Source organism: Rhodoferax sp. ZS1R8 (genome assembly GCF_056521325.1).
The window spans coordinates 43,516-67,361 of the sequence record NZ_JBWMBA010000008.1 but is presented as its reverse complement, the minus strand read 5'-3'; the positions used below and the strand labels follow the sequence as shown (position 1 = coordinate 67,361).

Sequence of the window (23,846 nt, the reverse complement as noted above, 5' to 3'; positions counted from 1 at the left end):
TACATTGACGAGCGCCGCCGGGCCGTCCCAAGGCGGGAGCGCCCCCGCGACGAGCGTGGGGGCCTTATTGCTTGATGCGGAGGCGCTGTACAAGGAATTGCTGCGCGGCGTGCAGTTGATTTGTCATGCGGACACACGGTTGGTCGGCATCACATCCGGCGGCGCCTGGCTGGCCGAACGCCTGCAGCAAGACATGAAGCTGCCAGGCGACGCGGGCAAGATCTCATCGGCCATGCACCGCGACGATTTCGCACAGCGCGGCCTCTCCAGCGGTGGCCAGACGGTGCTGCCGTTTGACGTGAACGGCGCCGACATCCTGATTCTGGACGACGTGCTCTACACCGGCCGCACGATACGCGCGGTCATCAACGAGCTGTTCGACTACGGCCGTCCCGCCAGCGTCAAACTCGCGGTGCTGGTGGACAGAGGAGGGCGCGAACTGCCCATCGAAGCGAACTTTGCCGCAGCCCGTGTGACCCTCGCCGCCAATCAATCGTTAGCCCTGGCGCGCAGCGATGCCGGCGCATTCAGCTTTGATGTGAAAGAAGCCTGACATGCTCTACAAACGCAACCCCCAACTCAACAAACACGGCGAACTCGTCCACCTGCTGTCGGTTGAAGGCCTGCCCAAAGCCACGCTGACCCACATCCTCGACACGGCTGCCAACTTCGTCTCCGTCAACGACCGCGAGGTAAAGAAGGTGCCGCTGCTGCGCGGCAAGAGCGTGTTCAACCTGTTCTTCGAGAACTCCACCCGCACCCGCACCACGTTCGAGATCGCCGCCAAACGCCTGTCGGCCGATGTCATCAACCTCGACATCGCACGCTCATCCGCCTCCAAGGGTGAATCGCTGCTGGACACGATTGCGAATCTGAGTGCGATGGCCGCCGACATGTTCGTCGTGCGCCACAGCGAATCGGGCGCGCCCTACCTGATCGCCCAGCACGTCGCTCCCCACGTACACGTCATCAACGCCGGTGACGGCCGCCATGCGCACCCTACCCAGGGCCTGCTGGACATGTTCACGATCCGGCACTTCAAGAAAGATTTCTCCAACCTCACGGTGGCCATCGTTGGCGACGTGCTGCACTCGCGTGTGGCCCGCTCCGACATCCACGCGCTGACCACGCTGGGCTGTGCCGAGGTGCGTGTTGTCGGCCCCAAGACGCTGATCCCTTCCGACCTGTCGCATATGGGTGTGCGTGTCTGCCACACGCTGGAAGAGGGCATCAAGGACTGCGACGTCATCATCATGCTGCGCCTGCAGAACGAGCGCATGAGTGGTGCGCTGCTGCCGTCCATGCACGAGTTCTTCAAGAGCTTTGGCCTGACGCCCGAGAAGCTGCTGCTGGCCAAGCCAGACGCCATCGTCATGCACCCCGGCCCCATCAACCGCGGCGTGGAGATTGACTCCGCCGTGGTCGACGGCAAGCAGAGTGTGATCCTGCCGCAGGTGACCTTCGGCATCGCCGTGCGCATGGCGGTGATGAGCATAGTGGCTGGCAACGAAGCCGATTCCCGAGGCAGCAAATGATGTCCAAGAAAACACTGATCACAGGCGGCCAGGTCATCGATCCCGCCAGTGGCCTTAAGCAAAATGCGGATGTAGCCCTCGTCGGTGCTGACATTGTTGCTATCAACAACGTAGTAACTGACTTTGCCCCCGACACCACGATAGACGCCACCGGCTGCATCGTCATGCCCGGGCTGGTCGATCTGGCAGTGCGCCTGCGCGAGCCGGGTCAAGAGCACGCTGGCATGCTGGCCTCCGAGATGGCTGCTGCAGTGGCAGGCGGTGTCACCACCGTGGTCTGCCCGCCCGACACCGAGCCGGTGCTGGACGAAGCCGGCTTGGTCGAGATGCTGCGCCACCGCGCCGAGTTGCTGAAGCAGGCCCGGCTGTTCCCGCTGGGCGCGCTGACCCGCAACCTGGAAGGCGAAGTGCTGACCGAGATGCTGCACCTCACACAAGCCGGTTGCATTGGCTTCAGCCAAGCCGAAGTGCCCATGGCCAACACACAGGCCACGCTGCGCGCGTTGCAGTACGCCAGTACCTTTGGCTACACCGTGTGGCTGCGCCCGCAAGAGCTGTACCTGGGCAAGGGTGTGGCCGCCAGCGGGCCCTTGGCCACACGCATGGGCCTGTCCGGCATACCGGTCGCTGCCGAGACCATTGCGCTGCACACCATTTTTGAGCTGGTGCGCTCTACGCAAGCGCGCGTACACCTGTGCCGCATCAGCAGCGCGGCCGGCGTGGCGCTGGTGCGCCAGGCCAAGGCCGAGGGGCTGCCGATCACCTGTGACGTCAGCATCAACTCGCTGCACCTGACCGATATGGACATGGGCTACTTCGACAGCCGCATGCGCCTGACCCCGCCGTTGCGCCAGCAGCGCGACCGCGACGTCCTGCGCGCCGGACTGGCCGATGGCACGATCGACGCGCTGGTGTCGGACCACACACCCGTCAAGGAAGACGGCAAGGCCTTGCCCTTTGCCGAGGCCGAACCCGGCGCCACCGGTCTGGAGCTGCTGCTGAGCCTGACCCTCAAATGGGCGCAAGACAGTGGCACCCCGCTGGAGCAAGCCCTGGGCACGGTGACCCACCGCCCGGCTGGCGTGGTGGGCGAGGCCTTTGGCGCATTCGCGTCCTGCGCAGGGCGCCTGGTAGTCGGTGGCGCGGCAGACATCTGCGTGTTCGACCCCCAAGCGGCGTGGACGGTCGAAGGCTCTGCTTTGCGCAGCCAGGGCCAGCACACGCCCTTTGGCGGCTACGAACTGCCAGGCCGCGTGCGCGCCACTTTTGTAGGCGGCCACCTTGCGTACCAAGCCGCATAGTCGTCGGGCCTGCCAGCCATGATGCGGCGTTTGCGCGCCTGTGCGCGCTTGCTGCGGTTTGTGCTGCACCTATTGGGTGGAATCTGGACCATCTACACCCTGTTGCCGCGCCTGACCCCGCCGCAGAAACATGCACGGGTTCAAGCCTGGGCCCGTGCCGCGCTGGATTGCCTGGGTATCCAATTGGTGGTCAAAGGCAACCCGCCCGCGCACGGCCCGATGCTGCTGGTGGCCAATCACATCTCCTGGGCCGACATCGTGGTCATGCACGCCACGCGCCATTGCCGCTTTGTGTCCAAAGAGGAGATCGGTCGCTGGCCTCTTATCTCTACGTTGGCCAACGCGGCCGACACGCTGTACATCACCCGTGAATCGCGCCGCGACGCCATGCGCGTGGTGCACCAGATGGCCCAGTGCCTGCGCGACGGTGATGTGTTGGCCATCTTTCCGGAAGGCACGACCGGTGATGGCTCCACGCTTTTACCCTTCCATGCCAACCTGCTGCAGGCCGCCATCTCGGCCAATGCACCCGTGCAGCCGGTGGCGTTGCAGTTTAAGGATGTGGTCAGCGGGCAGATCAGTTTTGCGCCCTGTTATGTGGGTGATGACACCTTGTGGCAATCACTGTGGCGCACCGTATGTGCCGATAATGTGGTGGCAGTGGTGCAGTTCGGCACGCCCGAGCATGCGCAGGGCCGCGACCGCCGCGCCTGGGCGGCCGATCTGCGTACCACCATTGCCAATCTGAGGGGTTAGCTCAAGCTTCGCGCTTAAACGTCACCACGTGGTCGACCTCGGTGCGGATGCCAATCCACTCCCCCAGCCGGTGGTCGTGGTGGCTGGGCACGTGGGCCTGCACGGTCTGGCCGCTGGCCAGGCGCAGCGTGTATAAGAATTCAGAACCGCGAAACGCCTTGCGCACAATCTCGGCCTTCACCGGCGCGTTGTCGTCGTGCACGATGTCATCGGCGCGCAGCAGCACATCGCATTCACCCTGCGGGTAAGCGGATGGAAGAGGGCATTCGGCCATATCGGTCAGATCACCCAGCGCGGTCTGTACCGCCACCTGGCCATCCACCTCCACCAGCGTGGCGGGTGCAAACACGCCGTGGCCGATGAACTCGGCGACAAAACGCGTGGCCGGGCGGTGGTACAGCGAATAGGCGTCTTCCCACTGGTGCAGCGCACCCTCGTGCATGACACCGATCATGTCGCCAATCGCAAAGGCTTCCAACTGGTCATGCGTCACAAACAATGCGGTGGCACCGGCGACCTTCAGGATGCCGCGCACCTCGTGGGCCAGGCGTTCGCGCAAGTCCACATCCAGGTTGGAGAAGGGTTCGTCCAGTAACAAGAGTTGCGGCCTGGGCGCCAGCGCACGGGCCAGCGCCACGCGTTGCTGCTGGCCACCCGAGAGTTCATGCGGGTGGCGCTTGAGCGCATCGCCCAGGCCCACCCATTCCAGCACCTCGGCCACGCGGGCCTTGCGTTCTGCGGCCGGCCAGTCGTGGATACCAAAGGCCACGTTGCGGCCCACGTCCAGGTGGGGGAACAACGCGTAATCCTGGAACACCATGCCGATGCGGCGCTTCTCTGCCGGCACGTGGGTTTGGGTGCTGCTGACCGTGCTACCGGCCAGCTGGATCTCACCACCGCTGACTGGCTCCAGCCCCGCTACCGCACGCAACAGCGTCGTCTTGCCGCAGCCCGAGGGGCCTATCAACACACCAATGTCGCCGGCGCGCAGTCCCAGCGATACATCCTGTACGGCGGCCCGGGTTCTGCCGGGGTATTGGACTTGCAGGTGAGCCAGGTTCAGGAACATGCAGCCAATTTTAGGTGACTACAATTTCCCATTTAGCGTGGCTTGTTTGGCCCATCGGGTCATCTCTAAGCTTTGTTCCCTGGTGTCTTTCCCCCCTTGACCTCCTCCTTCCTGTCCCGCGCACTGCTGCTGGTTCTGGTCACCGTGCTCCTGCTGCCGGTGGTAGCCGTGCTGGGCGCCTGGCTACCGGTGGGCGCAGCATCCAACGTGGCGGCAGACATCCTGCGCGAGATGGCCGCCACCGTGCTGCCAGACTACTTGTGGACCACGGTACAACTATGCCTGATGGTGACCGTAGGTGTAGCGGTGGTCGGCCTGGCCACCGCGGCGGCGGTGACGCTGTTCGAGTTTCCGGGCCGGCGCGTGTTCGAGTGGGCGCTGCTGCTGCCGCTGGCCATGCCGGCCTACGTGGTGGCCTATGCATATACCGACTTTTTGCAGTTCAGCGGCCCGCTGCAAAACGGCTTGCGCGCCGCGCTGGGTGCGCAGGGTCGCATGTTCCCCGAGGTGCGCAACGTGGGTGGTGCCGCCTGGGTGTTCACTTTCGCGCTCTACCCCTATGTCTACCTGCTGGCCCGCACCGCGTTGGGCGAGCGCACTGTGCACCTGATGGAGGCCGCGCGGCTGATGGGCGCACCGTTGCGCCGCCGCCTGCGTGAGGTGGCCCTGCCGCTGGCGCGGCCCGCGGTGGCGGCAGGCATTGCGCTGGCGCTGATGGAGACGCTGGCCGACTTTGGCGTCGTCAGCTACTTCGGCATCCAGACCTTTACCGCGGGTATCTACAAAGCCTGGTTGTCGATGGACAACCGTATCGCCGCGGCCCAGCTGGCGACCATGCTGCTGGTGTTGGTGGCGCTGCTGCTGGGCCTGGAGCACCGCGCGCAGCACCGCATGCGCTTCGCTGTCACCAAGGGCGCGCGTGCCGGCTCGGCGGATGCCCATGCCGTGCCGCTGGTGGGGCACCGGCGCATCTGGGTGTGGCTGCTGTGCGCCACGCCAATATTGATGGGCTTTGTGCTGCCGGTGTTGTTCATGCTGCGCCCGCTGTTGGCCGATTGGGCGGGCCTGCCCTGGTCGCGCTTTGGTGAATGGGCGCTCAACAGCGTGCGCTTGGCCAGCATCACCGCCGTGCTGGCTGTGGCCATTGCGTTGGCGCTGGCCTTCCAGGTGCGGCGCAGCGGCCACTGGGCGGTGCGCGGTGCGGCACACATCGCGGGGCTGGGTTATGCGATACCCGGCGCCGTGGTGGTGGTGGGCCTGCTGCTGCCGGTGGGCTGGCTGCAGGCCTGGGCACCGGATTGGCAGGTCGGCTACTGGGTCACCGCCACGGCGGTGGGCATTGTGTGGGCCTACCTGGTGCGGTTTTGCGCCGTGGCGCTGCAGTCGCTGCAAAGCGGTTATGCACGCCTGCCCACCAGCCTGGATGATTCGGCCCGCATGCTGGGAGCAAGTGGTGCGCAAACTCTGTTGCGCGTGCACTGGCCGCTGTTGCGCCGCTCGGTGGCTGCGGCTGCCTTGCTGGTGTTTGTGGACGTCATGAAAGAACTGCCCGCCACGCTGGTGCTGCGCCCCTTCAACAGCGACACGCTGGCCGTGGTGGCCTACCAGCTGGCGCGCGATGAGCGCCTGGGCGAGGCCGCATTGCCCTGTCTGGCGCTGGTGCTGGTGGGGTTGATACCCGTCATTTTGCTGAGCCGCACGCTGCGTGGCAGCCCGGCCCGCTAGGTTTTATCCAAGTCTTTTCGGGCTGTAGCCCTCGTAGGACGGGCGTAAGCAGCTATTAAAAATATAGCAATTTGCTCCGGTTTGGCTTGCACCACGAAGGCCCCAATCCGCGCAGGTCTGGTAAACCCTATTCCCAAATGAACCAGGTTCACTTATTATCTGACCACCAGTCACCTAAAACTCTGCAGGAGAACCCATGGAATTGAACATCAACGGCAAACCCGTCCAGGTGGATGCCGACCCCGCGATGCCCCTGCTCTGGTTGTTGCGTGACACGCTCAACATGACCGGCACCAAGTTCGGCTGCGGTATTGCCGCATGCGGTGCCTGCACCGTGCAGGTGGGTGGAGAGGCGGTGCGCTCCTGCGTGTTCCCGGTGTCGGCCGTGGCGGGTAAACCCATCCGCACGATTGAAGCCCTGGGCACGGTCGACATGCCCCACGCACTGCAAGCCGCGTGGATTGCCGAGCAGGTGCCCCAGTGCGGCTACTGCCAGAGCGGCATGCTGATGGCCGCTGCCGCGCTCTTGGAGAGCAAGCCAAAGCCAACGGACGCCGACATCGACGCGGCCATGACCAACATCTGCCGCTGCGGCACCTACCAGCGTGTGCGTGCCGCCATCCACCGCGCGGCTGGTACCACCGTTGCGGCTACTCCTGCAACTGCCGGAGCATCAGCATGAAGCGCCGCACCTGGATACTGAGCGCGTTGGGCGCCACCGGCGCGCTGGTCGTGGGCTGGGGCGTGTTGCCCGCCCGCTCACGCCTGGGCACACCCGACATGATGCTGCCCACGCAGGGCGATGTGGCGCTGAACGGCTGGATCAAGATCGCCGCGGACGGCAGCGTCATCCTGGCCATGCCCCGCGCCGAAATGGGTCAGGGCGTCCACACCGCGCTGGCAATGCTGGTAGCCGAAGAGCTGGACGTGCCACTGGCCCGCGTGCGCCTGGAGCAAGCCGGCCCGCATGCCGTGTACGGCAATGTCTCCATGTTCGTCGGCAGCCTGCCGTTCCACCCGCTGAATGCGGAAGAGGGCCACAAGACCACCACCGTCAAGATCGGCGAATGGCTGGTGGGCAAGGTCGCGCGTGAGCTGGGCATCAGCGTCACCGGCGGATCGTCCACCGTGGCCGATGCTTGGGACCCGCTGCGCATGGCCGCCGCCACCGCACGTGCCAGCCTGCTGGGCGCGGCCGCCGCGCAGTGGAAGCTGCCGGTGGGCGAGTTGCGGGTGAAGGACGGTGTCGTGTCCCACGCCTCTGGCCAAAGCGCGCACTACGGCACCTTCGCCCCCGGTGCTGCGGGCACAACCCCTGCCAATGTGGTGCTGAAAGACCGCAAGGACTGGACGCTGATCGGCAAGCCCGCCCCGCGCAGTGACATACCCGCCAAGACCAATGGCACAGCCCAGTTCGGGCTGGACGTGCGCCTGCCCGGCATGCTGTACGCGCAGGCCCGCATGGCGCCCATGCTGGGCGGCACCGTGGGCAGCCTGGACACGAAAGCCGCGCTGGCTGTGACCGGTGTAGAGCAGGTTCTACCGCTGGAATCTTTTGCCGGATCGACCGCCGGTTTTGCGGTGGTGGGCAAGACCACGTGGCACGCACGCCAGGGCGCCGATGCCGTGGTCGCTACGTGGCAGCAGCGCGCAGCCGGGCCGCTGGACACCCAAGCCATTGAAGCCAAATTACTGGAAGCAATCAAGACCGATGAGGGCTTTGTCTTCCATAAACAAGGCTCTACCGTCAAGGCCGAGTTCGGCGCTGCCAAGGTGGTAGAGGCCATCTACCGCGCCCCCTACCTGGCCCACGCCACGATGGAGCCGATGAACTGCACGGCCCAGGTCAAAGACGGCAGGGTGGAGGTATGGGCACCCACCCAGGTGCCCGACATGGCGCGTGCCATCGCCGCCAAAGTGGCTGGTGTGTCAGAAGACAAAGTCACGCTGCACACCACGCTGTTGGGTGGTGGCTTTGGCCGCCGGTTGGAGGTGGACCACGTGGGCCAGGCCGTGCGCGTGGCCATGGCCTGCGGCGGCAAACCCGTGCAACTGGGCTGGTCGCGCGAGCAGGACACCACGCACGACTTCTACCGCCCCATGCATGTGGCCAGCCTGCACGCAGCCATCGATGCCGAAGGCGCAGTCACCAGCCTGCGCATCCAGTCGGCGGGGGACGCCATCACGCCGCGTTGGATCGCCCGTGGCCTGCCGGCCTTGTCGGGGCCGGTGGACACGCCGGACAAGACCACGGCCGAAGGCCTGTTCGATCTGCCCTATGGTTTTGCCGACCAGCACATGTCACACGTGGCCACGCGCCTGGATGTGCCGGTGGGTTTTTGGCGCTCCGTCGGGCATTCGCACAACGCCTTTTTCTCCGAAGGCTTTATGGACGAGCTGGCCGCAGAGACCAAACAAGACCCGCTGGCATTCCGCCGTGCACTGCTGAAAGACGCTCCGCGTTACCTCGCCGTGCTGAACCTGGCTGCCGACAAGGCCGGGTGGGGCAACGCGCTGCCCGAAGGCCGCGCCCGCGGCATTGCGCTGCACGAGTCCTTTGGCTCCATCGTCGCCGAGGTGGCCGAGGTGTCGTTGCAAGACGGCAAGCCGCGCGTGCACCGCGTGGTCTGCGCGGTGGACTGCGGCACCGTCGTCAACCCCAACACGGTGGCCCAGCAGATGGAAGGCGCGGTCATCTTCGCGCTGACCGCCGCGCTGCACAGCCGTATCGACATCAAGGACGGTGCCGTACAGCAAAGCAATTTTGGCGACTACCCCATGGTGCAACTGGCCCAGGCCCCGGTGGTGGAAACCTGGATCGTGCCCAGCACGCGCGCACCCGCCGGTGTGGGCGAACCCGCTGTGCCACCGCTGGCACCGGCTGTGGCCAATGCGCTGTTTGCGTTGACCGGCAAGCGCCAGCGCGCGCTGCCGTTTACCGTCTGACGCCTTCTCCATCTCCATGCGCAGCAGCACCCCAGCCAAGAAAACCATCAGCCAGCAACGCGCCCGCAGTGCCGAAGACAAGGACCTGCGGCGCGCGCACCTGATCGAGGCGGCCACGCAGCTGTTTGCCGACGCCGACTTCGACGCCGTCACCATCGCCCGCGTGGCCGAGGCCGCCGGCGTGGCCAAGGGCACGGCGTATATTTATTTCGCCACCAAGGAGACGCTGTTTCTGGAGTTGGTGCGGGCTGAGTTGCTGCTGTGGCTGCAAGACCTGGAACTGGCCCTCAAGCGTCTGCGCGCGCACCAGCCACTGGAGGCCGTACCCGCAGCCCTGGCGCGCAGCGTCGCCCAGCGCCCCACGCTGCAGCGCCTGCTGGTGCTGTTGCACACGGTGATTGAACCCAAGATAGACGAGGCCGCGGCGCGCGATTTCAAACTCTTCCTGCGCGACCTGCTGGTACGCGCCAGCGCGGCCGTTTGCAACAAGCTACCGGGGCTGACCGCGGTGCAGGCCGGCACGCTGATGCTGCAGTTGCATGCGCTGGTCATCAGCCTGGCGCAACTGTCCAAGCCACCACCGGTGATTGCCCGCGTCATGGCCAGCGACCCCGATCTGCAGTCCATGCAGATTGATTTCGAACCCTTCTTGCGCGATACGCTAGCCGCACTGGTGCGCGGGACCGTATCACCCGGCGCCTGAGCACCACCGCCGCTACAACCTGGTTTCAACGCCCATGCCACACACTTTGCGCACCCTTGCTGTTTTACTGACCGGAGCAATCACCATGTCATCCTGCGCCCTGATCGGGTCATCGCCCACCGTGCCCCAAGCCACGTCGCCACAAGCCAACGGCAGCACCTACCGCAATGTGAAGCCCGAGCCGCAAGACGCGGTGGGCCTGATGAAATCACTGCAAATCGCCTGGAAGTTCGCGTTCGACAAGCCCAAGCACACCGTGCCTGAAGGCGACATCCCCGTCCAGCCCATCACCCGCGCGCAGCTGCTGGCCGCGCCAGACGGCACCGTGTTCCGCATGGGCCACTCCACGGTGTTGCTCAAATTGAATGGCGCCTTCTGGCTGACGGACCCTGTCTTCTCGGACCGAGCCTCGCCGTTCCAGTGGCTGGGCCCCAAGCGCTTCCACCAGCCTCCGATCAGCATCGAAGACCTGCCGCCTATCAAGGCCGTGATCATGTCGCACGACCATTACGACCACCTGGACGAAGACGCCATCCGCCGCCTGGCCGCCAAGACCGAACACTTCTTGACACCGCTGGGCGTGGGCGACCGCATGATCGCCTGGGGCGTAGATGCGGCCAAGGTGCAGCAGCTGGACTGGTGGCAATCCACCAAGGTGGGCGGCGTGGAGTTTGTCGCCACACCCGCACAACACTTCTCGGGCCGGGGCCTGCGCGACCGCAACCAGACGCTGTGGGCATCGTGGGTGATGTACACCGGCGACAAGGCCAAAGGTGGAGGCCTGCGCATCTTCTTCAGCGGCGACAGCGGCTACTTCGACGGCTTCAAGGCCATTGGTGACAAGCTGGGCCCGTTTGATTTGACGCTGATGGAAACCGGCGCCTACGACAAGCAATGGCCCTATGTGCACATGCAGCCCGAAGAGACGCTGCAGGCCCATTTAGACTTGCGCGGCAACTGGCTGCTGCCCATACACAACGGCACGTTCGATTTGGCCATGCACACCTGGCACGAGCCCTTTGACCGCATCACCGCGCTGGCCAAGGCCAAGGGTGTGGCCATCACCACGCCCTGCATGGGCGAGCCGTTGCTGGCCAGCAACCCGCACGCCGGCTCAGCCTGGTGGCTGACGGTGGATGGGCAAAAGGAGTTGGCCGCATCCAACGGTGTAGCCGCACTGCCGCGCAAGCCGGGCGGGGAGCTGAGCGCCTGCGCAACGCCAGGGGCGACCAAGTCGTAAGACAAATCGGGCTGTAGCCCTCGTGGAGCTAGCGTAAGCAGCTATCAAATATGTAGCACAAGGGAGGGCGTCACTACCCCGACCCGCAACAGGTCGCGTACACGGAAGGTCAATTTTGTGTCCAAGGGTGAGGGTCTGTGTCCCCGTGCTAACATAATTTTTGTTGTTTAGCCCATCCACGGCGTGCAGTACCTGTGTGCCAACAGATGGACCGTCCCACATACGGCGCTGCTGTTTTTGACACCTTACTGAATTTTTCTTGCCATGCTTGCCCATCCGCTTCGCCTGCCTGCCGTGCTGCCGCAACGCAGCGCTGGCGCATGGTTCGCGTGGATGGCACGGTGGGTGTTGGTCCTGCTACTAATAGCCGACCAAGTCGGTGCACCGTTGCACCAGCACCACCACGACTCGGGCGTTGATGGCAGTTGGTCCTCGGTATCGGCGCTACCGCATGCGGATGTGCATGAGGACTCTGCCACCCATGTCGAGGACGCGGACCACGGCGACCAGTTTACCCACGCGACGCTGGCCCTCAGACCGGCGGGCCGTGAGGTGGCACAGGTACATGCGGTCGACCACTCAACGATCGCGCTGGTGCTCCCAACTGCTCTGACGGTACGGCTGCTGCTGGCGCCCGAAGAGACCACGCGGACCTTGAGACCGCCTGCTTGGCGATCTCCGCCTATTCACTCCCATAGAAGCCTGCCACCCGCAGGCCGCGCTCCACCCGTTCTCGCCTGAAAGCCGCTCTGCCGACCTGAGTGATCAATTGATCCTGGGTCGACTGCTTTCGCGAGTGCGTCCGTCGTTATTGCGCGCCGCTCTTTTTTGTGGAGTTCCCCATGTTTGATGCCTTTTCCACGCGCGCGCGGCGCTCACTTGTCTGTGGTGCTGCTTGTGTTGTTCTTCCCTTTTTCGTGGCTCTGCCGGCCTACGCTGCGGATGATTTTGCGATCTCCGCCGAGCAAATGCAGTCGCTGGGCGTGCAGTTGCAAAAGCTGGAGGCCACCAGTGAGGTAACAGGCCTGAGCTACCCAGCTCGCGTGGTGCTGCCACCTCGCCAACAGCAGGTGCTGAGCGCACCGCTCGCCGGCGTGATCGACCAGTTGCTGGTGGCGGAGAACGATGCCGTCAAGCAGGGCCAGCCGCTCTTACGCCTGCAAAGCCCCGAACTCGGTGAGTTACAACTCAAACTGATGGAGGCTGGTGCCCGCAACGCCTTGGCCGCCAAGACGCTGCAGCGCGAACGCGCCTTGCTGGCGGAGGGCATCATCCCCGAGCGCCGGGTGCAAGAGGCCGAAACCGTTGCCGCCGAGAGCCAGGCCCGCCTGCGCCAGTCCGAGGCCGCTTTGCGCCTTGCCGGACTGGATGAAACTGCGATTCGCCGTGTGGCTACGGGCGGAGCGGTAGACAGCACGCTGACGCTACGCGCCCGCGCACCCGGTCTGGTGGCAGAGTTGACGGCCAAACCGGGTCAGCGTGTGCAACAGTCCGATGCGCTGCTGCACATCGCCGACGGCCGCCGGCTCTGGCTGGATGTACAGGTGCCGCTGAGTCGGCAGGCCGAGTTGGCGACAGCCAGGGGTGCCAAGCTCAGTGTTGTCGGGCGCGATGGCATCAGCGCCGCGGTACTCAGCATTGGGGCAACCGCTAGCGATGGTCAGACCCTGACTCTGCGCGCCGAGGTCAACCAAGGCGCCCAGCTGCTGCGCGCCGGTGAGTTTGTGCAGGTGCGCCTGCCGTTCGCGGCAGCACCGACGGGGGGCGAAGGCTTTGCCGTGTCGCAACAAGCGGTGGCCCGTCAGGGTGACAAAGCGTATGTGTTCGTGCGCTCGGCCCAAGGCTTTACTGCCAAGCCGGTCTCTATCCTGGCCAGTGGTGGCCAAACACTGCGCGTCAGTGGTGAACTCCAGGCCGGTCAGCAGATAGCAGTTAGCTCGGTGATCGCCCTGAAGGCCGCCTGGCAGGGCAAGAGTGGGGGCAAGTGATGCTCACCCGCCTTATCCAATTTGCGCTAGCGCAGCGCCTATTTATGTTGCTGGCTGGCGCTTTGTTGGCCGGTGCCGGTTGGCTGGCATTCAAAAGCTTGCCCATCGATGCCTTCCCCGATGTATCCAGCACCCAGGTCAAGATCATTATGAAAGCCCCGGGCATGACGCCCGAGGAGATCGAGAGCCGCATCGCCGTGCCTATTGAGGTCGAGATGCTGGGCATTCCCAACCAGCGCATCCTGCGTTCGGTTTCTAAATACGGGTTGGTCGACGTGACTATCGATTTCCAGGACGGGACTGACATCTACTGGGCGCGCCAGCAGGTGGCCGAGCGCTTGTCGGGCATCAGCGCCGACCTGCCCACCGGAATCAGCGGCGGCATGGCGCCGGTAACAACACCCCTGGGCGAGATGTTCATGTTCACGGTTGAAGCGCCGGGCATGACGCTGGAAGAGCGCCGCAGCCTGTTGGATTGGGTCATACGTCCGGCGCTGCGTTCCGTACCCGGTGTGGCCGATGTCAATGCACTGGGCGGCAAGGTGCATAGCTTCGAAGTCGTGGCGGACCCGGTAAAGCTGGCTGCGCTGGGACTGTCCACCGCGCAGATAAAGACTGCCATCGAGGCCAATAACCGGAACGACGGTGCCGGGCGCCTAGGCGAAGGTGGGGAGGTGTTGCTGGTGCGCAGCGAGGGCAGTATCCGCACGCAGGATGATCTGCGCGCGGTGGTCGTCAAACGGGGCAAAGGCATGACAGTGCGCCTGGGAGAGGTTGCAGAAGTGCGAAACGGCAGCGTCACACGTTATGGCGTGGTGACCCAGGACGGCAAGGCCGAGGCCGTCGAAGGTTTGGTGCTGGGCCTGGCCGGCGCCAACGCGCAGAAAGTGGTGGAGGGCGTCACCCGCAAGCTTGAAGAGATCAAGCCTGCACTGCCGCAAGGCGTGACGCTGAAGGTGTTCTACAACCGCGCTGACTTGGTCAAGAAGGCTGTCGGGACGGTGTCCACGGCGCTGTTGGAAGCCACAGTGCTGGTGCTCGTGTTGCTGGGCGCTTTCCTGGGCAATGTGCGCGCCGCGGTGGTCGTGGCCCTGGTGCTGCCGCTGTCGGCCCTGGCGACTTTTTTGCTGATGCGCTATGCCGGCATGTCGGCCAACCTGATGAGCCTGGGCGGTCTGGCGATTGCGCTGGGCATGCTGGTCGACGCAGCGGTGGTGGTGGTCGAAAATATCGTCCAGCATATGGGCCACGACAAGGCCGGTAGCAAGCTGCCCAAGCTGCACGTGGTGTTCCGCGCCGTGCGCGAGGTTGCCGCACCCGTGGCGGCGGGCATTCTCATCATCCTGCTGGTGTTCCTACCGCTGCTGACGCTGCAGGATCTGGAGGGCAAGTTCTTTGTGCCGGTAGCCATGACCATCGTGTTCGCGCTGGCCAGCTCCTTGGTGCTGTCCCTGACCATCATTCCGGTGTTGTCGTCATATCTGCTGAAGAAGGTGCCGCACGAGGATCCATGGTTGCCGCGCAAGCTACTCAAAGCCTACGAGCCCATGCTGAACTTCGCGCTGCGCCGCCAAAAGGTTGTCTACATAGTTGCTGGTCTGATGCTGGTTGTCGCGGCAGGCGTCTATACGCAGGTGGGAAAAACCTTCATGCCGCAAATGGACGAGGGCGACATCATTGTCGGCATCGAGAAACTGCCCTCGGTAAGCCTGGAGGAAACCGCCGCGCTGGACCTGAAGATTCACCAGGCCCTGATGCGTAACATACCGGAAATCACCGGCGTTGTAGCGCGTGCCGGCTCGGACGAGATCGGCCTGGACCCGATGGGGCTGAACCAGACCGACACCTTTCTGGTGCTCAAGCCGCGCGCGGAGTGGAAGTTCGAGAACAAGGAAGCGCTGATCGCGAAGATCCGCAAGGTGCTCGACGAATTGCCGGGCATCAGCTACAGCTTCACGCAACCCATCGACATGCGCGTGTCCGAGATGATCATCGGCGTCCGGGGTGATGTGGCCATCAAGGTCTTCGGCCCCGAATTGAGCAAACTCAATGAACTGGCCGGAGAGATCGAGACGCTGATGAAACAGGTGCCCGGCAACCAGGATGTCTACACAGTCGAGAACGACGGCGTGCAGTACCTGCGCGTGGTTGTGGACCGGCTGGCGATAGGACGCTACGGGCTGTCGGTGGAGGATGTGCAGGACGCGTTGCGCGTGCAGATCGAGGGGCAGCGTGTGGGAACCGTCATCGACGGCAACCGCCGTGTTCCCATTGTCTTGCGCGGGCCGGATAGCGTAAAAATCTCTCCTGCCGAGTTCGCCGCGTTGACCATCACGAGCGCTGACGGCGTGGCCGTGCCGCTGCAAGAGCTGGCCCGGCTGGAGCGCGACAGCGGGCCGGTCAAGATTGACCGCGAAATGGGTAGCCGTTACAGCGTGGTCATCGCCAACGTCACCGGGCGCGACTTGGTGGGCTTCGTCGAAGAGGCCAAGGCCAAAGTGGCGCAGGTGGTCAAGCTGCCCATCGGCTACCGCATCAGCTGGGGCGGCCAGTTCGAGAACCAGCAACGTGCGGCCGAGCGGCTGAGCCTGGTGATTCCGTTGGCACTGGGCGTTATTTTCCTGGTGCTGTTTTCCACCTTTGGTTCGGTGCGCCAAGCCCTACTGGTGCTGTCCAACATCCCGTTTGCGTTGGTTGGCGGCATAGTGGCGCTGTGGATCACGGGCGAGTACCTGTCGGTGCCAGCCTCGGTGGGCTTTATCGCGCTCTTGGGCATCGCGGTGCTGAACGGCGTGGTGCTGGTCAGCTACTTCAACCAGTTGCAGGCTGAGGGCCTGCCGTTGGTGGACTGCGTGATACAGGGCGCCCGGCGGCGTTTGCGCCCGGTGCTGATGACTGCCTCCATTACCGCCTTCGGGCTGATCCCGCTGCTGTTTGCCACCGGCCCCGGCTCGGAAATCCAGCGCCCTTTGGCTATTGTCGTCATTGGAGGTCTCGTCACGGCCACGGCCCTGACACTGATTCTCTTGCCCATTCTTTACCTGCGCTTTGCCCACGCAAAGCCCACCGGCGCCCAGGAGGTGACCCCGCATGGAAACTAAGTATTGCCTCACTCTGTTGAGTCCCCCGTCCGTTGAAGAGAAATTGCTGGACCTGCTGCTTGACGCTGTGGGCGGCGAAATATTTACCAGCGCGCCGGCCTTCAGCCATGGCCTGGGCCATGCAAACCTCAGCAATGTCGAACAGGTCATGGGCCGCAGCACTGCTGCACAGGTTCAGATCATCGTCACCGAGTCGGTGTTGCAGGACCTGCTGTTACGTTTGCGTGTCGAGTTGCCCGGCACGGGCCTGCGGTATTGGGCCAGTGCCGTTGCGATAAAAGGAGAAATTGAATGATGCGCGCGCTAGGAATTTTGTGTACCGGTGTGCTGTTGGCGTCAGTTTGCACCGCCCAACCGGTGCAGCAGAGCGCACCGGCGGACCTGCCCCCCAACGCCATAGCCGAACCCTTGATCACCGGCGATCCCAGCGTCGTACAGGCGCACCATGCGCTGGAGGCGGCGCGGCACCGTGCGGCGGCGCTATCGGCTGGTAACCAGGAATGGACGGCCCGCACGATGGCGCAGCGCCGCCGCGAGACAGCAACCGGAACCGAATTCAACGAGTGGTCCGTTGGGCTGGAGCGTGCCATCCGCATCGGCGGCAAGGCCGGCCTGGACAAGCAGCTGGGCGAAGTCCATGAGCGCCTTGCTGAGGCCAAATACGGCGAGGCGCGTCACGAGGCGGCACGCGAACTGCTAGCCCTGTGGCTGGACTGGCTTAGCGCTGGCCGCACGCGCCATCTCTGGGCCGAACAACTCGCGTTCGCCCAAGACAATCTGAAGGCTGCAACGACCCGACGCAAGGCCGGCGACGCATCCAAACTCGAACAGAATGCTGCGCAAGCCGACCTGGCCGAAGTGCAGCGTCAACTCAGCACGGCGGCCAATGACGAAGCCAAAGTGCGTGCAAAGTTGCGCGCCCACTTTCCAAGTCTGCCGCTACAGGCTTCGGCTCTAAGCGAGCCGCAGGCGCTCTCGGGCGACCCGGCTGCATGGCGCGAACACATACTTGGAGAAAGCGATGAGCTGCGAGTCACCAAGGAAGAGCTGCGTCAGGCGGAACTGGTGGCCGAGCGCTCTCGGGCGGACCGCATTCCCGACCCAACCGTGGGCATACACACCACGTCCGAACGTTCCGGTGCCGAGCGTATCATGGGCTTTAGCATCAGCTTGCCCCTGGGTGGCGCGGCGCGCGGCGCGAACGAGCGCGCGGCAGCGCAGCAGGTTGATGCCGCCCGCGCGGCGGTGGAGGGCAAGCAGCGCGACCTGGAGGGCGAGATCGCTGCCAACATGGCCGATGCGGCAGGTAGCCTGGAGCGCTGGCGCTTTGCCGAACAGGCACTGGCGGCAGGACGCGAGAACACGCAGCTGACCCAGCGCGCCTACAGCCTGGGCGAGGCGGATCTGCAGACCTTGTTCCTAGCGCGCCGCCAAGCGGTGGATGCAGCGGTGGGTGAAACCCAAGCCCGCGTCGATGCATTGCGCGCACGCTACCGGTTGCTGGTCGATGCCCACTTGATCTGGGGGTTGGACCATGAGTAACAGGGCGTCTCGATGACGCCGATGCCGGGGTTTACGCGCCCTTGATACGAACCCTGAGCAACTTCACGGAATTTACGAATACGAGAACGTCAGGCCCCAAGTGAATGATGGCCGCTTGGATGGGTCCTATCCACCCGAGTAGGGCGGCAGTGATACCCAACACGTGTACGACTCCGACACCCACGTATAGGTTTTCCTGAATAGTGCGGTATGCGCGCCGCGCGATCGCACGCGCGGCTGCTATCTTGGCCAAGTCATCGGTCATCAAGGCAATGTCCGCTGCCTCTAGCGCCGCCTGGGTGCCGCCACCCCCCATGGCAACTCCGACATCAGCCTGGGCCAGCGCAGGCGCATCGTTGACGCCGTCGCCTACCATCGCTACGCGGTGCCCCTTTCTTTGCAACTCCGCAATCGCCTTCACTTTGTCCTCAGGCATCAGATTCGCACGCACTTCGTCCATGCCCAGCTCCTTCGAGATGGCGTCTGCGGTGGACTGGTTGTCGCCGGTCAACATGACCAGCCGCTTGACACCACTGGCGCGGAGCTCAGTCAAAGCCGCCCGGGCACCGGGGCGTAGCTTGTCTGCAATGTAAATAACGCCGGCAAATGTACCGTCAATGGCAATGTGCACCGGGGTCCTTCCGCCACCGTCCATATCAGCCGGCAGCACAATGCCGCTTTCTCGCAGCAACGCCCCGTTCCCCACGACCACCGTGCGTCCTTCTACTCTGGCCTTGACGCCACGGCCCGGCAGTTGCTCAAAGCTCTCCGGTTCGGGTACGGAAATACCCCGTTGCGTTGCTCCCTCGACCACTGCCTTTGCAAGTGGGTGGGCAGAGCGGCGGTCGGCTGCAGCCGCGAAACGCAGCAGTGTTTGTGCATCAGGGCCGGTGGCTGACGGCTCGATATCCACAACTTCGGGCTTGTTAGCGGTGAGGGTACCGGTCTTATCAAACACGACGACATCGACCTTGGCCAGAGTCTCCAGGTAGATGCCGCCCTTGATGAGAATACCTGTGCGGGCAGCCCTTGCAATCGCGGCGATCATTACCAGCGGTGTTGCCAGTGCAAGCTCGGCCGGTGACGTAAAAATCATCAGGGTGACGACCGTGCGCACATCGCGCGTGATGAGGTAGACGACGATGAGAAATACAAACACCAATGGAATCAGCCAACTGGCAACTTTATCGGCCAGCTTCTGGACTGGTGCCTGCTCTGCTTCTGCTCCCTCCACCAGCGCAATGATGCGGGCGAAGGTCGTGTCAGCGCCCAACTTGTCCGTTCGCACCTCCAGCGCACCAGATTCGACGATCGTGCCTGCGAATACCGTGGATTCCACCGATTTGTCCTTCGGCACGCTCTCTCCGGTGATCGACGCTTCGTTGACCGAACCCTGCCCACCGACGACCGTGCCATCGACTGGAATTTTTTCTCCGGTGCGCACTAGGACAGTGTCCCCAATCTTGAGCGCTGTGACTTGTACAGTCCGCTCGCCAGCGCTGGTGCGCAACAGTGCAACCTGTGGAACCGAGCCAATCAGGGCCTTGATAGATGCACGCGCCCTGTCCGTATTTAGCTCGGCTATAAATTCAGCAATCAAGATGATGACCATGAGCACCGCTCCAGCCACCGTCTCGCCACCGAACATGGCCACCAGCGTGGCAATGGTGACAAAGATCTCGGTACCCACCTTGCGCTCATGGACGAGGTCTTGCAACCCTGTCTTGACCAGCGGATACAACCCCACGGCAATGGCTGCCCACAGCAAGTGGATGGGAACCAGCGCCTGCCAATACAGCAGCGCGATGAGCCCGGTCACCACAATGCGGATGACCTCGATCCACCGCTCGCGGGTCATGAGTCCGGTCATGTTAGTACCCGCAGTGCTCGAACCCGCGACCGGTTCTTGAATTGCTTCCATGATTACTCCTTATCGCCGGTTCAAACGACCGGGTGTATTGTCAATAGCTTGTATCTTTATAACCTGTCCTAGAGGATAGGATTTTTTGGTGCCAGGACTTTTGTGTAAATGGAGCCGACGGGCAATGTCTACAAGTACTTTGTAATATCCTTGAACTCTGCGATAGACGAGCGCATATCCTTCAGTCCATTCCCTACAAAATTTTCCAGGCAATGGTCCAGGTGATCGTGTATCACCAGCTTCTTGGCGGCGCTGATGGCTTTTTCAACTGCGTGGAGCTGCTGGGCGATGTCTGCGCAGGCGCGCTGCCCTTCAATCATCGCAATCACATTCTGCAGGTGCCCGCTGGCGCGCTTGAGGCGCTTGATGACGTCGGGGTGCGCAGTGTGGAGATCGGCTTGGGTCATATCCTTATCCTATCCCCCAGGATAAGCTAGAGTCAAGAAAAATTTGTTTATTTAAGGACCTGGTAGGTAGCCTGCACGTGGAATCGGGCGCCTGAATCTCCCCTGAGCTTGTTCTTCCTATACTTCGTTCACTTCTCTCATGTCCAGCTTCAAATTTCAGCCCGCCTTACGGCACGGGCTTCTTGCCTTGGCTCTTGCCTTGTTTGGCTGCGTGGCTCTGGCCCATGGCGTCACCGGCTCCGACCAGGCTTTTCTGCAGCAAAACGTCGGGCGCCAACTGATCCTGTTCATCTATCTTGGCGCCAAACACATGGTTACCGGCTACGACCACTTGCTGTTTCTGTTTGGTGTGGTGTTCTTCCTGTACAGGCTGCGCGAGGTTGGTATCTACGTCACGCTGTTCGCTGTTGGCCACAGCGCCACGCTGCTGCTCGGCGTGCTGGGTGGCCTGCACGTAAATGCGTATCTGGTCGACGCCATCATCGGCCTGTCGGTGCTATACAAGGCGCTGGACAATCTGGGCGCCTATCAGCGTTGGTTCGGGGTGCAACCGAACACCAAGTTCGCGGTACTGGTGTTTGGCTTTTTCCACGGCTTCGGTCTGGCAGCAAAGCTGCAGGACTTAAAGCTCTCGCACGACGGCTTGGTACCCAACATCATTGCCTTCAACGTCGGGGTCGAGCTGGGGCAGTTGCTGGCGCTCAGTGCCATTTTGGTAGCTATGGGTTTCTGGCGCCGCAGCGCGGCCTTTGCCCGCCAATCGTTTGCCGCCAACGCCTTGCTGATGACTGCCGGTTTCGTGCTGATCGGCTACCAGCTGACCGGCTACTTCATTGCATGAGCCAGAGTTCCAATTACCTTCAAAGATGAGCAACACACACACACCCAATCCGCTCCCATCCACGGCCCGCTTGCTGCAGGCTACGGCGGTCGCTGCTGCGGTCGCCACGCTCCTTCTGGTGACCGTAGTGTTGCCGGCTGAGTACGGCTTAGACCCGACTGGTGCGGGTAACAAGCTGGGCTTACTCGCGCTGGCCCGTCCCGCGCCCGCAGCCACTGACTCTGCTGCGCCTGATGGAGCGAGTGTCACACCTGCAGCGCCGGCAGCTGCAGGTACTGCTGCGATGGCAGCCGAGGCCGCAGCCGTGTTTGGCAAGCAACCAGGGCAGAGTTTCGACGCGCATGCCGTGGTGCACAGCTCCGGCGCAGTGAGCACGGACACGATGTCGGTGACGCTGGCCCCAGGCAAAGGCGCCGAAGTCAAGGCTGAGTTAGAAGCCGGTGCGGGCATCGTCTTCCACTGGAGCGCCAGCGCGAATGTGGCCGTGGACATGCATGGTGAAGCACCGGGCGCAAAGGACGAATACACCAGCTACTGGGTCGAAGGCGCGCAGCGCCAGGGTAGTGGGACCTTTACTGCCAAGTTTGCGGGTCAGCATGGCTGGTACTGGCGTAACAAGAGCAAAGAGCCGGTTACCGTTCAGGTCAGCGTGAGCGGATTCCAGACGAGGCTGTTTCGGCCGGGCAAATGACCCGTCACAGTCAGGCGACCGCGGCGCCGCCATCTCCAGCGCCGCAACTGACGGAGAAGCAAACCATGAACAAGTTTTTGACAGCCGCCCTGCTGAGCGCAGCCGCGTTGTGTGTGGCCCAAGTGCAAGCGCACAACGATCATGGGGACCACGCCGAATTCGGCAACCCTGCGTCCAAGCAGGGCGCCCTTACTACCAAGAACGGCGGTATGGTGCAGACGGCCGGTGACCTGTCATTCGAACTGGTCGGGCAAAACGACAGCATCGCAGTCTATGTAGAGAACAGCGGTAAGCCCGTCGAAACGCAGGGAATGACGGGCAAGCTGACGGTGCGCAACGGCAAACAAAATTCCCAGGCCGATCTCAAGCCGGTTGGCGAGAACAAACTGGAAGCCAAGGGGCTGAAGCTGAGCTCAGGCGCAAAAGTGACTGTGGCCGTGGCGACCGGGGCCGGCAAAACTGCCACAGTCCGGTTCACGATGCAGTGAGCTGCACAGCGGCCTGCGACCGCCGATGGGCACCTTGAACGCCTAGCGAAAGCCAGCATTCGGAAGGTCATGAGGAGCACGAGTGCGTCATGCCTTCGATGTCGTTGGTCTCGCCATCGTGCACACTGCGCATGGCGAGGATCGATGTGATGAGCATCATCACCATTTGAGACGATGACAAGGCTGTGAAAAGGGGCTCGCCGACGAAGAAGGCCAGGGGGTCGATGCCCGGCTCCGTCAGAATCATGGTAGGCAGTGACGCGCCCAGCGCGATGTTGACGACCGGTGCAGGTGGTGACCAGCAGCGGCGCAAAAATGGCTGGTACGCCACTCCCCGCCAGGGTCTGCGACATCACCTCCGCGAGCGCTCCTATTAAGGCCAGCCACCAGCCGTGAAGCCTATGGGCACGGCTAACTGCTGCACGCCTGAGCCAAGCCCGCAAGCCCCCGCGCCGTGATTGCCCGACAATCAACGCATGAACCGCAACATCCTCTTCGCGCTGCTGGCCGCCGCCTGCTTTGGCGCCAGCACGCCCTTTGCCAAGCTGCTCGTTGGCAATATGCCACCGGTGCTGCTGGCGGGGTTGTTGTACTTGGGTAGTGGCCTGGGCTTGACGATCATCCGCTTGGTGCGTGACCGCGGGTGGCAAGCGTCGGGGCTCGCGCGGGCGGAATGGCCGTGGCTGTTGGGGGCCATCTTCTTTGGTGGTGTCGCTGGCCCGGTCGCACTGATGTATGGCCTGATGACGACCAGCGGCTCCAGCGCATCCTTGCTGCTGAACCTGGAGGCGGTGCTGACCGCCGCCATTGCCTGGCTGGTCTTTAAAGAAAACGCCGACAAGCGCATCGTGCTGGGCATGGCATTCATCGTGGCCGGTGGGGTTGTGCTGTCGTGGCCCAGCCATAGCAGCCGTTCATCGGACTGGATGGGCCCGGTGTGGGTGTCGGTGGCTTGCCTGTGCTGGGCCGTTGACAACAACTTGACGCGCAAGGTGTCGGCATCGGATGCGCTGTTCATCGCGGGCAGCAAGGGCATCGTGGCCGGTGTTGCCAATACCCTGCTGGCGGTGGTGCTGGGCGCGCACTTGCCCACCGCAGTCACCACGCTGCAAACCATGACCGTGGGCTTGCTGGGCTATGGCTTCAGTCTGGTGATGTTTGTGCTGGCCTTGCGGGGCTTGGGCACTGCGCGCACCGGGGCCTACTTTTCGACAGCACCGTTCATCGGTGCGCTGGTGTCGTTGCTGGTGTTGGGCGAATCGGCCGGGCCGCAGTTCTGGATGGCGGCACTGCTGATGGGGGTTGGCGTCTGGCTCCACCTGACCGAGACCCACGCCCACGAACACGAGCACGAGCCCCTGCAGCACGAGCACCCGCATTCGCACGATGCGCACCACCAGCACACCCATGATTTTGAGTGGAGTGGCACCGGGGAACACGTGCACGTTCACACCCATGCGCCCACCCGGCACAGCCACGCGCACTTCCCCGATATCCACCACCGGCACGGGCATTGATGCCAGTTTCTTAAGCCCAATCGGGCTGTAGCCCTCGTGGGGCGTGCGTAAGCCGCTATGAATTACGTAGCGGTT

Annotated in this window: 22 protein-coding genes; 18 read left to right on the top strand and 4 right to left on the bottom strand. The window is 63.4% G+C overall.

Annotated elements, in window-relative coordinates; all coding sequences use genetic code 11:
• Positions 1-4 precede the first annotated feature (4 nt).
• The 4 genes from pyrR to AC097P_RS21935 are packed head-to-tail and all read left to right on the top strand — an operon-like array spanning position 5 to position 3,592.
• Positions 5-553 (top strand): bifunctional pyr operon transcriptional regulator/uracil phosphoribosyltransferase PyrR, encoded by a 549-nt coding sequence (gene pyrR / locus AC097P_RS21950; RefSeq protein WP_479612663.1) that lies wholly within the window; start codon positions 5-7, stop codon positions 551-553.
• A gap of 1 nt (position 554) precedes the next feature.
• Entirely contained in the window at positions 555-1,535 is a 981-nt protein-coding gene (locus AC097P_RS21945) for an aspartate carbamoyltransferase catalytic subunit (protein WP_479612575.1), read from the top strand.
• Positions 1,535-2,836, top strand: a complete 1,302-nt coding sequence (locus tag AC097P_RS21940) for a dihydroorotase (RefSeq protein ID WP_479612574.1) — start codon at positions 1,535-1,537, stop codon at positions 2,834-2,836. The genes AC097P_RS21945 and AC097P_RS21940 overlap by 1 nt, the downstream gene beginning before the upstream one ends.
• Positions 2,837-2,857: 21 nt before the next feature.
• Positions 2,858-3,592: a lysophospholipid acyltransferase family protein gene (locus tag AC097P_RS21935; RefSeq protein WP_479612662.1), complete on the top strand. Its 735-nt coding sequence runs from the start codon at positions 2,858-2,860 to the stop codon at positions 3,590-3,592.
• 1 nt (position 3,593) lies between these two features.
• Here the strand turns inward: AC097P_RS21935 and AC097P_RS21930 are convergent, their stop codons facing one another.
• The gene (locus AC097P_RS21930) at positions 3,594-4,661 is read right to left on the bottom strand and encodes an ABC transporter ATP-binding protein (RefSeq protein ID WP_479612573.1); all 1,068 of its coding nucleotides are present in this window, start codon (positions 4,659-4,661) and stop codon (positions 3,594-3,596) included.
• A gap of 96 nt (positions 4,662-4,757) precedes the next feature.
• Here AC097P_RS21930 and AC097P_RS21925 point away from each other — a divergent pair, with 96 nt between their 5' ends.
• The 10 genes from AC097P_RS21925 to AC097P_RS21880 all read left to right on the top strand — a co-directional run bounded on the left by AC097P_RS21925 (position 4,758) and on the right by AC097P_RS21880 (position 17,906).
• The gene (locus AC097P_RS21925; protein ID WP_479612572.1) at positions 4,758-6,386 is read left to right on the top strand and encodes an ABC transporter permease; all 1,629 of its coding nucleotides are present in this window, start codon (positions 4,758-4,760) and stop codon (positions 6,384-6,386) included.
• A gap of 196 nt (positions 6,387-6,582) precedes the next feature.
• Positions 6,583-7,068, top strand: a complete 486-nt coding sequence (locus AC097P_RS21920) for a (2Fe-2S)-binding protein (RefSeq protein WP_479612571.1) — start codon at positions 6,583-6,585, stop codon at positions 7,066-7,068.
• Positions 7,065-9,332 (top strand): xanthine dehydrogenase family protein molybdopterin-binding subunit, encoded by a 2,268-nt coding sequence (locus AC097P_RS21915; protein WP_479612570.1) that lies wholly within the window; start codon positions 7,065-7,067, stop codon positions 9,330-9,332. Before AC097P_RS21920 ends, AC097P_RS21915 begins: the two co-directional genes overlap by 4 nt.
• A gap of 16 nt (positions 9,333-9,348) precedes the next feature.
• A complete protein-coding gene (locus AC097P_RS21910; protein ID WP_479612569.1) occupies positions 9,349-10,035 on the top strand; it encodes a TetR/AcrR family transcriptional regulator in 687 nt (228 codons plus the stop codon).
• Positions 10,036-10,120: 85 nt separating this feature from the next.
• Complete coding sequence (locus tag AC097P_RS21905) at positions 10,121-11,275, top strand: MBL fold metallo-hydrolase (protein WP_479612568.1); 1,155 nt, start codon at positions 10,121-10,123, stop codon at positions 11,273-11,275.
• 264 nt (positions 11,276-11,539) lie between these two features.
• Positions 11,540-12,016 carry a hypothetical protein gene (locus AC097P_RS21900; protein ID WP_479612567.1) on the top strand — a complete coding sequence of 159 codons (477 nt, stop codon included), beginning with the start codon at positions 11,540-11,542 and terminating at the stop codon, positions 12,014-12,016.
• A 101-nt stretch (positions 12,017-12,117) separates the two neighbouring features.
• A complete protein-coding gene (locus AC097P_RS21895; protein WP_479612566.1) occupies positions 12,118-13,263 on the top strand; it encodes an efflux RND transporter periplasmic adaptor subunit in 1,146 nt (381 codons plus the stop codon).
• Positions 13,263-16,364: an efflux RND transporter permease subunit gene (locus AC097P_RS21890; RefSeq protein ID WP_479612565.1), complete on the top strand. Its 3,102-nt coding sequence runs from the start codon at positions 13,263-13,265 to the stop codon at positions 16,362-16,364. Before AC097P_RS21895 ends, AC097P_RS21890 begins: the two co-directional genes overlap by 1 nt.
• A complete protein-coding gene (locus AC097P_RS21885) occupies positions 16,354-16,659 on the top strand; it encodes a DUF3240 family protein (protein WP_479612564.1) in 306 nt (101 codons plus the stop codon). Before AC097P_RS21890 ends, AC097P_RS21885 begins: the two co-directional genes overlap by 11 nt.
• On the top strand, positions 16,656-17,906 hold the full coding sequence (locus tag AC097P_RS21880) for a TolC family protein (RefSeq protein WP_479612563.1): 1,251 nt from the start codon (positions 16,656-16,658) through the stop codon (positions 17,904-17,906). Before AC097P_RS21885 ends, AC097P_RS21880 begins: the two co-directional genes overlap by 4 nt.
• A gap of 31 nt (positions 17,907-17,937) precedes the next feature.
• Here the strand turns inward: AC097P_RS21880 and AC097P_RS21875 are convergent, their stop codons facing one another.
• Complete coding sequence (locus AC097P_RS21875; protein WP_479612562.1) at positions 17,938-19,827, bottom strand: heavy metal translocating P-type ATPase; 1,890 nt, start codon at positions 19,825-19,827, stop codon at positions 17,938-17,940.
• Positions 19,828-19,955: 128 nt separating this feature from the next.
• Positions 19,956-20,234, bottom strand: a complete 279-nt coding sequence (locus AC097P_RS21870) for a metal-sensing transcriptional repressor (protein WP_479612561.1) — start codon at positions 20,232-20,234, stop codon at positions 19,956-19,958.
• A gap of 139 nt (positions 20,235-20,373) precedes the next feature.
• Between AC097P_RS21870 and AC097P_RS21865 the strand changes: the two genes are divergently transcribed.
• The 3 genes from AC097P_RS21865 to AC097P_RS21855 all read left to right on the top strand — a co-directional run bounded on the left by AC097P_RS21865 (position 20,374) and on the right by AC097P_RS21855 (position 22,254).
• Positions 20,374-21,075: a HupE/UreJ family protein gene (locus AC097P_RS21865; protein ID WP_479612560.1), complete on the top strand. Its 702-nt coding sequence runs from the start codon at positions 20,374-20,376 to the stop codon at positions 21,073-21,075.
• A 25-nt stretch (positions 21,076-21,100) separates the two neighbouring features.
• A complete protein-coding gene (locus AC097P_RS21860; protein ID WP_479612559.1) occupies positions 21,101-21,766 on the top strand; it encodes a transmembrane anchor protein in 666 nt (221 codons plus the stop codon).
• A gap of 65 nt (positions 21,767-21,831) precedes the next feature.
• Positions 21,832-22,254: a hypothetical protein gene (locus tag AC097P_RS21855; protein WP_479612558.1), complete on the top strand. Its 423-nt coding sequence runs from the start codon at positions 21,832-21,834 to the stop codon at positions 22,252-22,254.
• Between the two features lie 67 nt (positions 22,255-22,321).
• On the opposite strand, the gene AC097P_RS21850 is transcribed toward AC097P_RS21855, so the two are convergent.
• Positions 22,322-22,585 (bottom strand): hypothetical protein, encoded by a 264-nt coding sequence (locus AC097P_RS21850; protein WP_479612557.1) that lies wholly within the window; start codon positions 22,583-22,585, stop codon positions 22,322-22,324.
• Between the two features lie 145 nt (positions 22,586-22,730).
• Here AC097P_RS21850 and AC097P_RS21845 point away from each other — a divergent pair, with 145 nt between their 5' ends.
• On the top strand, positions 22,731-23,771 hold the full coding sequence (locus AC097P_RS21845) for a DMT family transporter (protein ID WP_479612556.1): 1,041 nt from the start codon (positions 22,731-22,733) through the stop codon (positions 23,769-23,771).
• Positions 23,772-23,846: the final 75 nt, after the last annotated feature.

What these genes read in the sequence shown, in the direction of transcription:
- AC097P_RS21945 (WP_479612575.1), top strand. Translation starts at nt 555, where the DNA reads ATGCTCTACAAACGCAACCCCCAACTCAACAAACACGGCGAACTCGTC.
- AC097P_RS21940 (WP_479612574.1), top strand. Translation starts at nt 1,535, where the DNA reads ATGTCCAAGAAAACACTGATCACAGGCGGCCAGGTCATCGATCCCGCC.
- AC097P_RS21935 (WP_479612662.1), top strand. Translation starts at nt 2,858, where the DNA reads ATGCGGCGTTTGCGCGCCTGTGCGCGCTTGCTGCGGTTTGTGCTGCAC.
- AC097P_RS21930 (WP_479612573.1), bottom strand. Translation starts at nt 4,661, where the DNA reads ATGTTCCTGAACCTGGCTCACCTGCAAGTCCAATACCCCGGCAGAACC.
- AC097P_RS21920 (WP_479612571.1), top strand. Translation starts at nt 6,583, where the DNA reads ATGGAATTGAACATCAACGGCAAACCCGTCCAGGTGGATGCCGACCCC.
- AC097P_RS21915 (WP_479612570.1), top strand. Translation starts at nt 7,065, where the DNA reads ATGAAGCGCCGCACCTGGATACTGAGCGCGTTGGGCGCCACCGGCGCG.
- AC097P_RS21910 (WP_479612569.1), top strand. Translation starts at nt 9,349, where the DNA reads ATGCGCAGCAGCACCCCAGCCAAGAAAACCATCAGCCAGCAACGCGCC.
- AC097P_RS21905 (WP_479612568.1), top strand. Translation starts at nt 10,121, where the DNA reads ATGTCATCCTGCGCCCTGATCGGGTCATCGCCCACCGTGCCCCAAGCC.
- AC097P_RS21900 (WP_479612567.1), top strand. Translation starts at nt 11,540, where the DNA reads ATGCTTGCCCATCCGCTTCGCCTGCCTGCCGTGCTGCCGCAACGCAGC.
- AC097P_RS21895 (WP_479612566.1), top strand. Translation starts at nt 12,118, where the DNA reads ATGTTTGATGCCTTTTCCACGCGCGCGCGGCGCTCACTTGTCTGTGGT.
- AC097P_RS21890 (WP_479612565.1), top strand. Translation starts at nt 13,263, where the DNA reads ATGCTCACCCGCCTTATCCAATTTGCGCTAGCGCAGCGCCTATTTATG.
- AC097P_RS21885 (WP_479612564.1), top strand. Translation starts at nt 16,354, where the DNA reads ATGGAAACTAAGTATTGCCTCACTCTGTTGAGTCCCCCGTCCGTTGAA.
- AC097P_RS21880 (WP_479612563.1), top strand. Translation starts at nt 16,656, where the DNA reads ATGATGCGCGCGCTAGGAATTTTGTGTACCGGTGTGCTGTTGGCGTCA.
- AC097P_RS21875 (WP_479612562.1), bottom strand. Translation starts at nt 19,827, where the DNA reads ATGGAAGCAATTCAAGAACCGGTCGCGGGTTCGAGCACTGCGGGTACT.
- AC097P_RS21870 (WP_479612561.1), bottom strand. Translation starts at nt 20,234, where the DNA reads ATGACCCAAGCCGATCTCCACACTGCGCACCCCGACGTCATCAAGCGC.
- AC097P_RS21865 (WP_479612560.1), top strand. Translation starts at nt 20,374, where the DNA reads ATGTCCAGCTTCAAATTTCAGCCCGCCTTACGGCACGGGCTTCTTGCC.
- AC097P_RS21860 (WP_479612559.1), top strand. Translation starts at nt 21,101, where the DNA reads ATGAGCAACACACACACACCCAATCCGCTCCCATCCACGGCCCGCTTG.
- AC097P_RS21855 (WP_479612558.1), top strand. Translation starts at nt 21,832, where the DNA reads ATGAACAAGTTTTTGACAGCCGCCCTGCTGAGCGCAGCCGCGTTGTGT.
- AC097P_RS21845 (WP_479612556.1), top strand. Translation starts at nt 22,731, where the DNA reads ATGAACCGCAACATCCTCTTCGCGCTGCTGGCCGCCGCCTGCTTTGGC.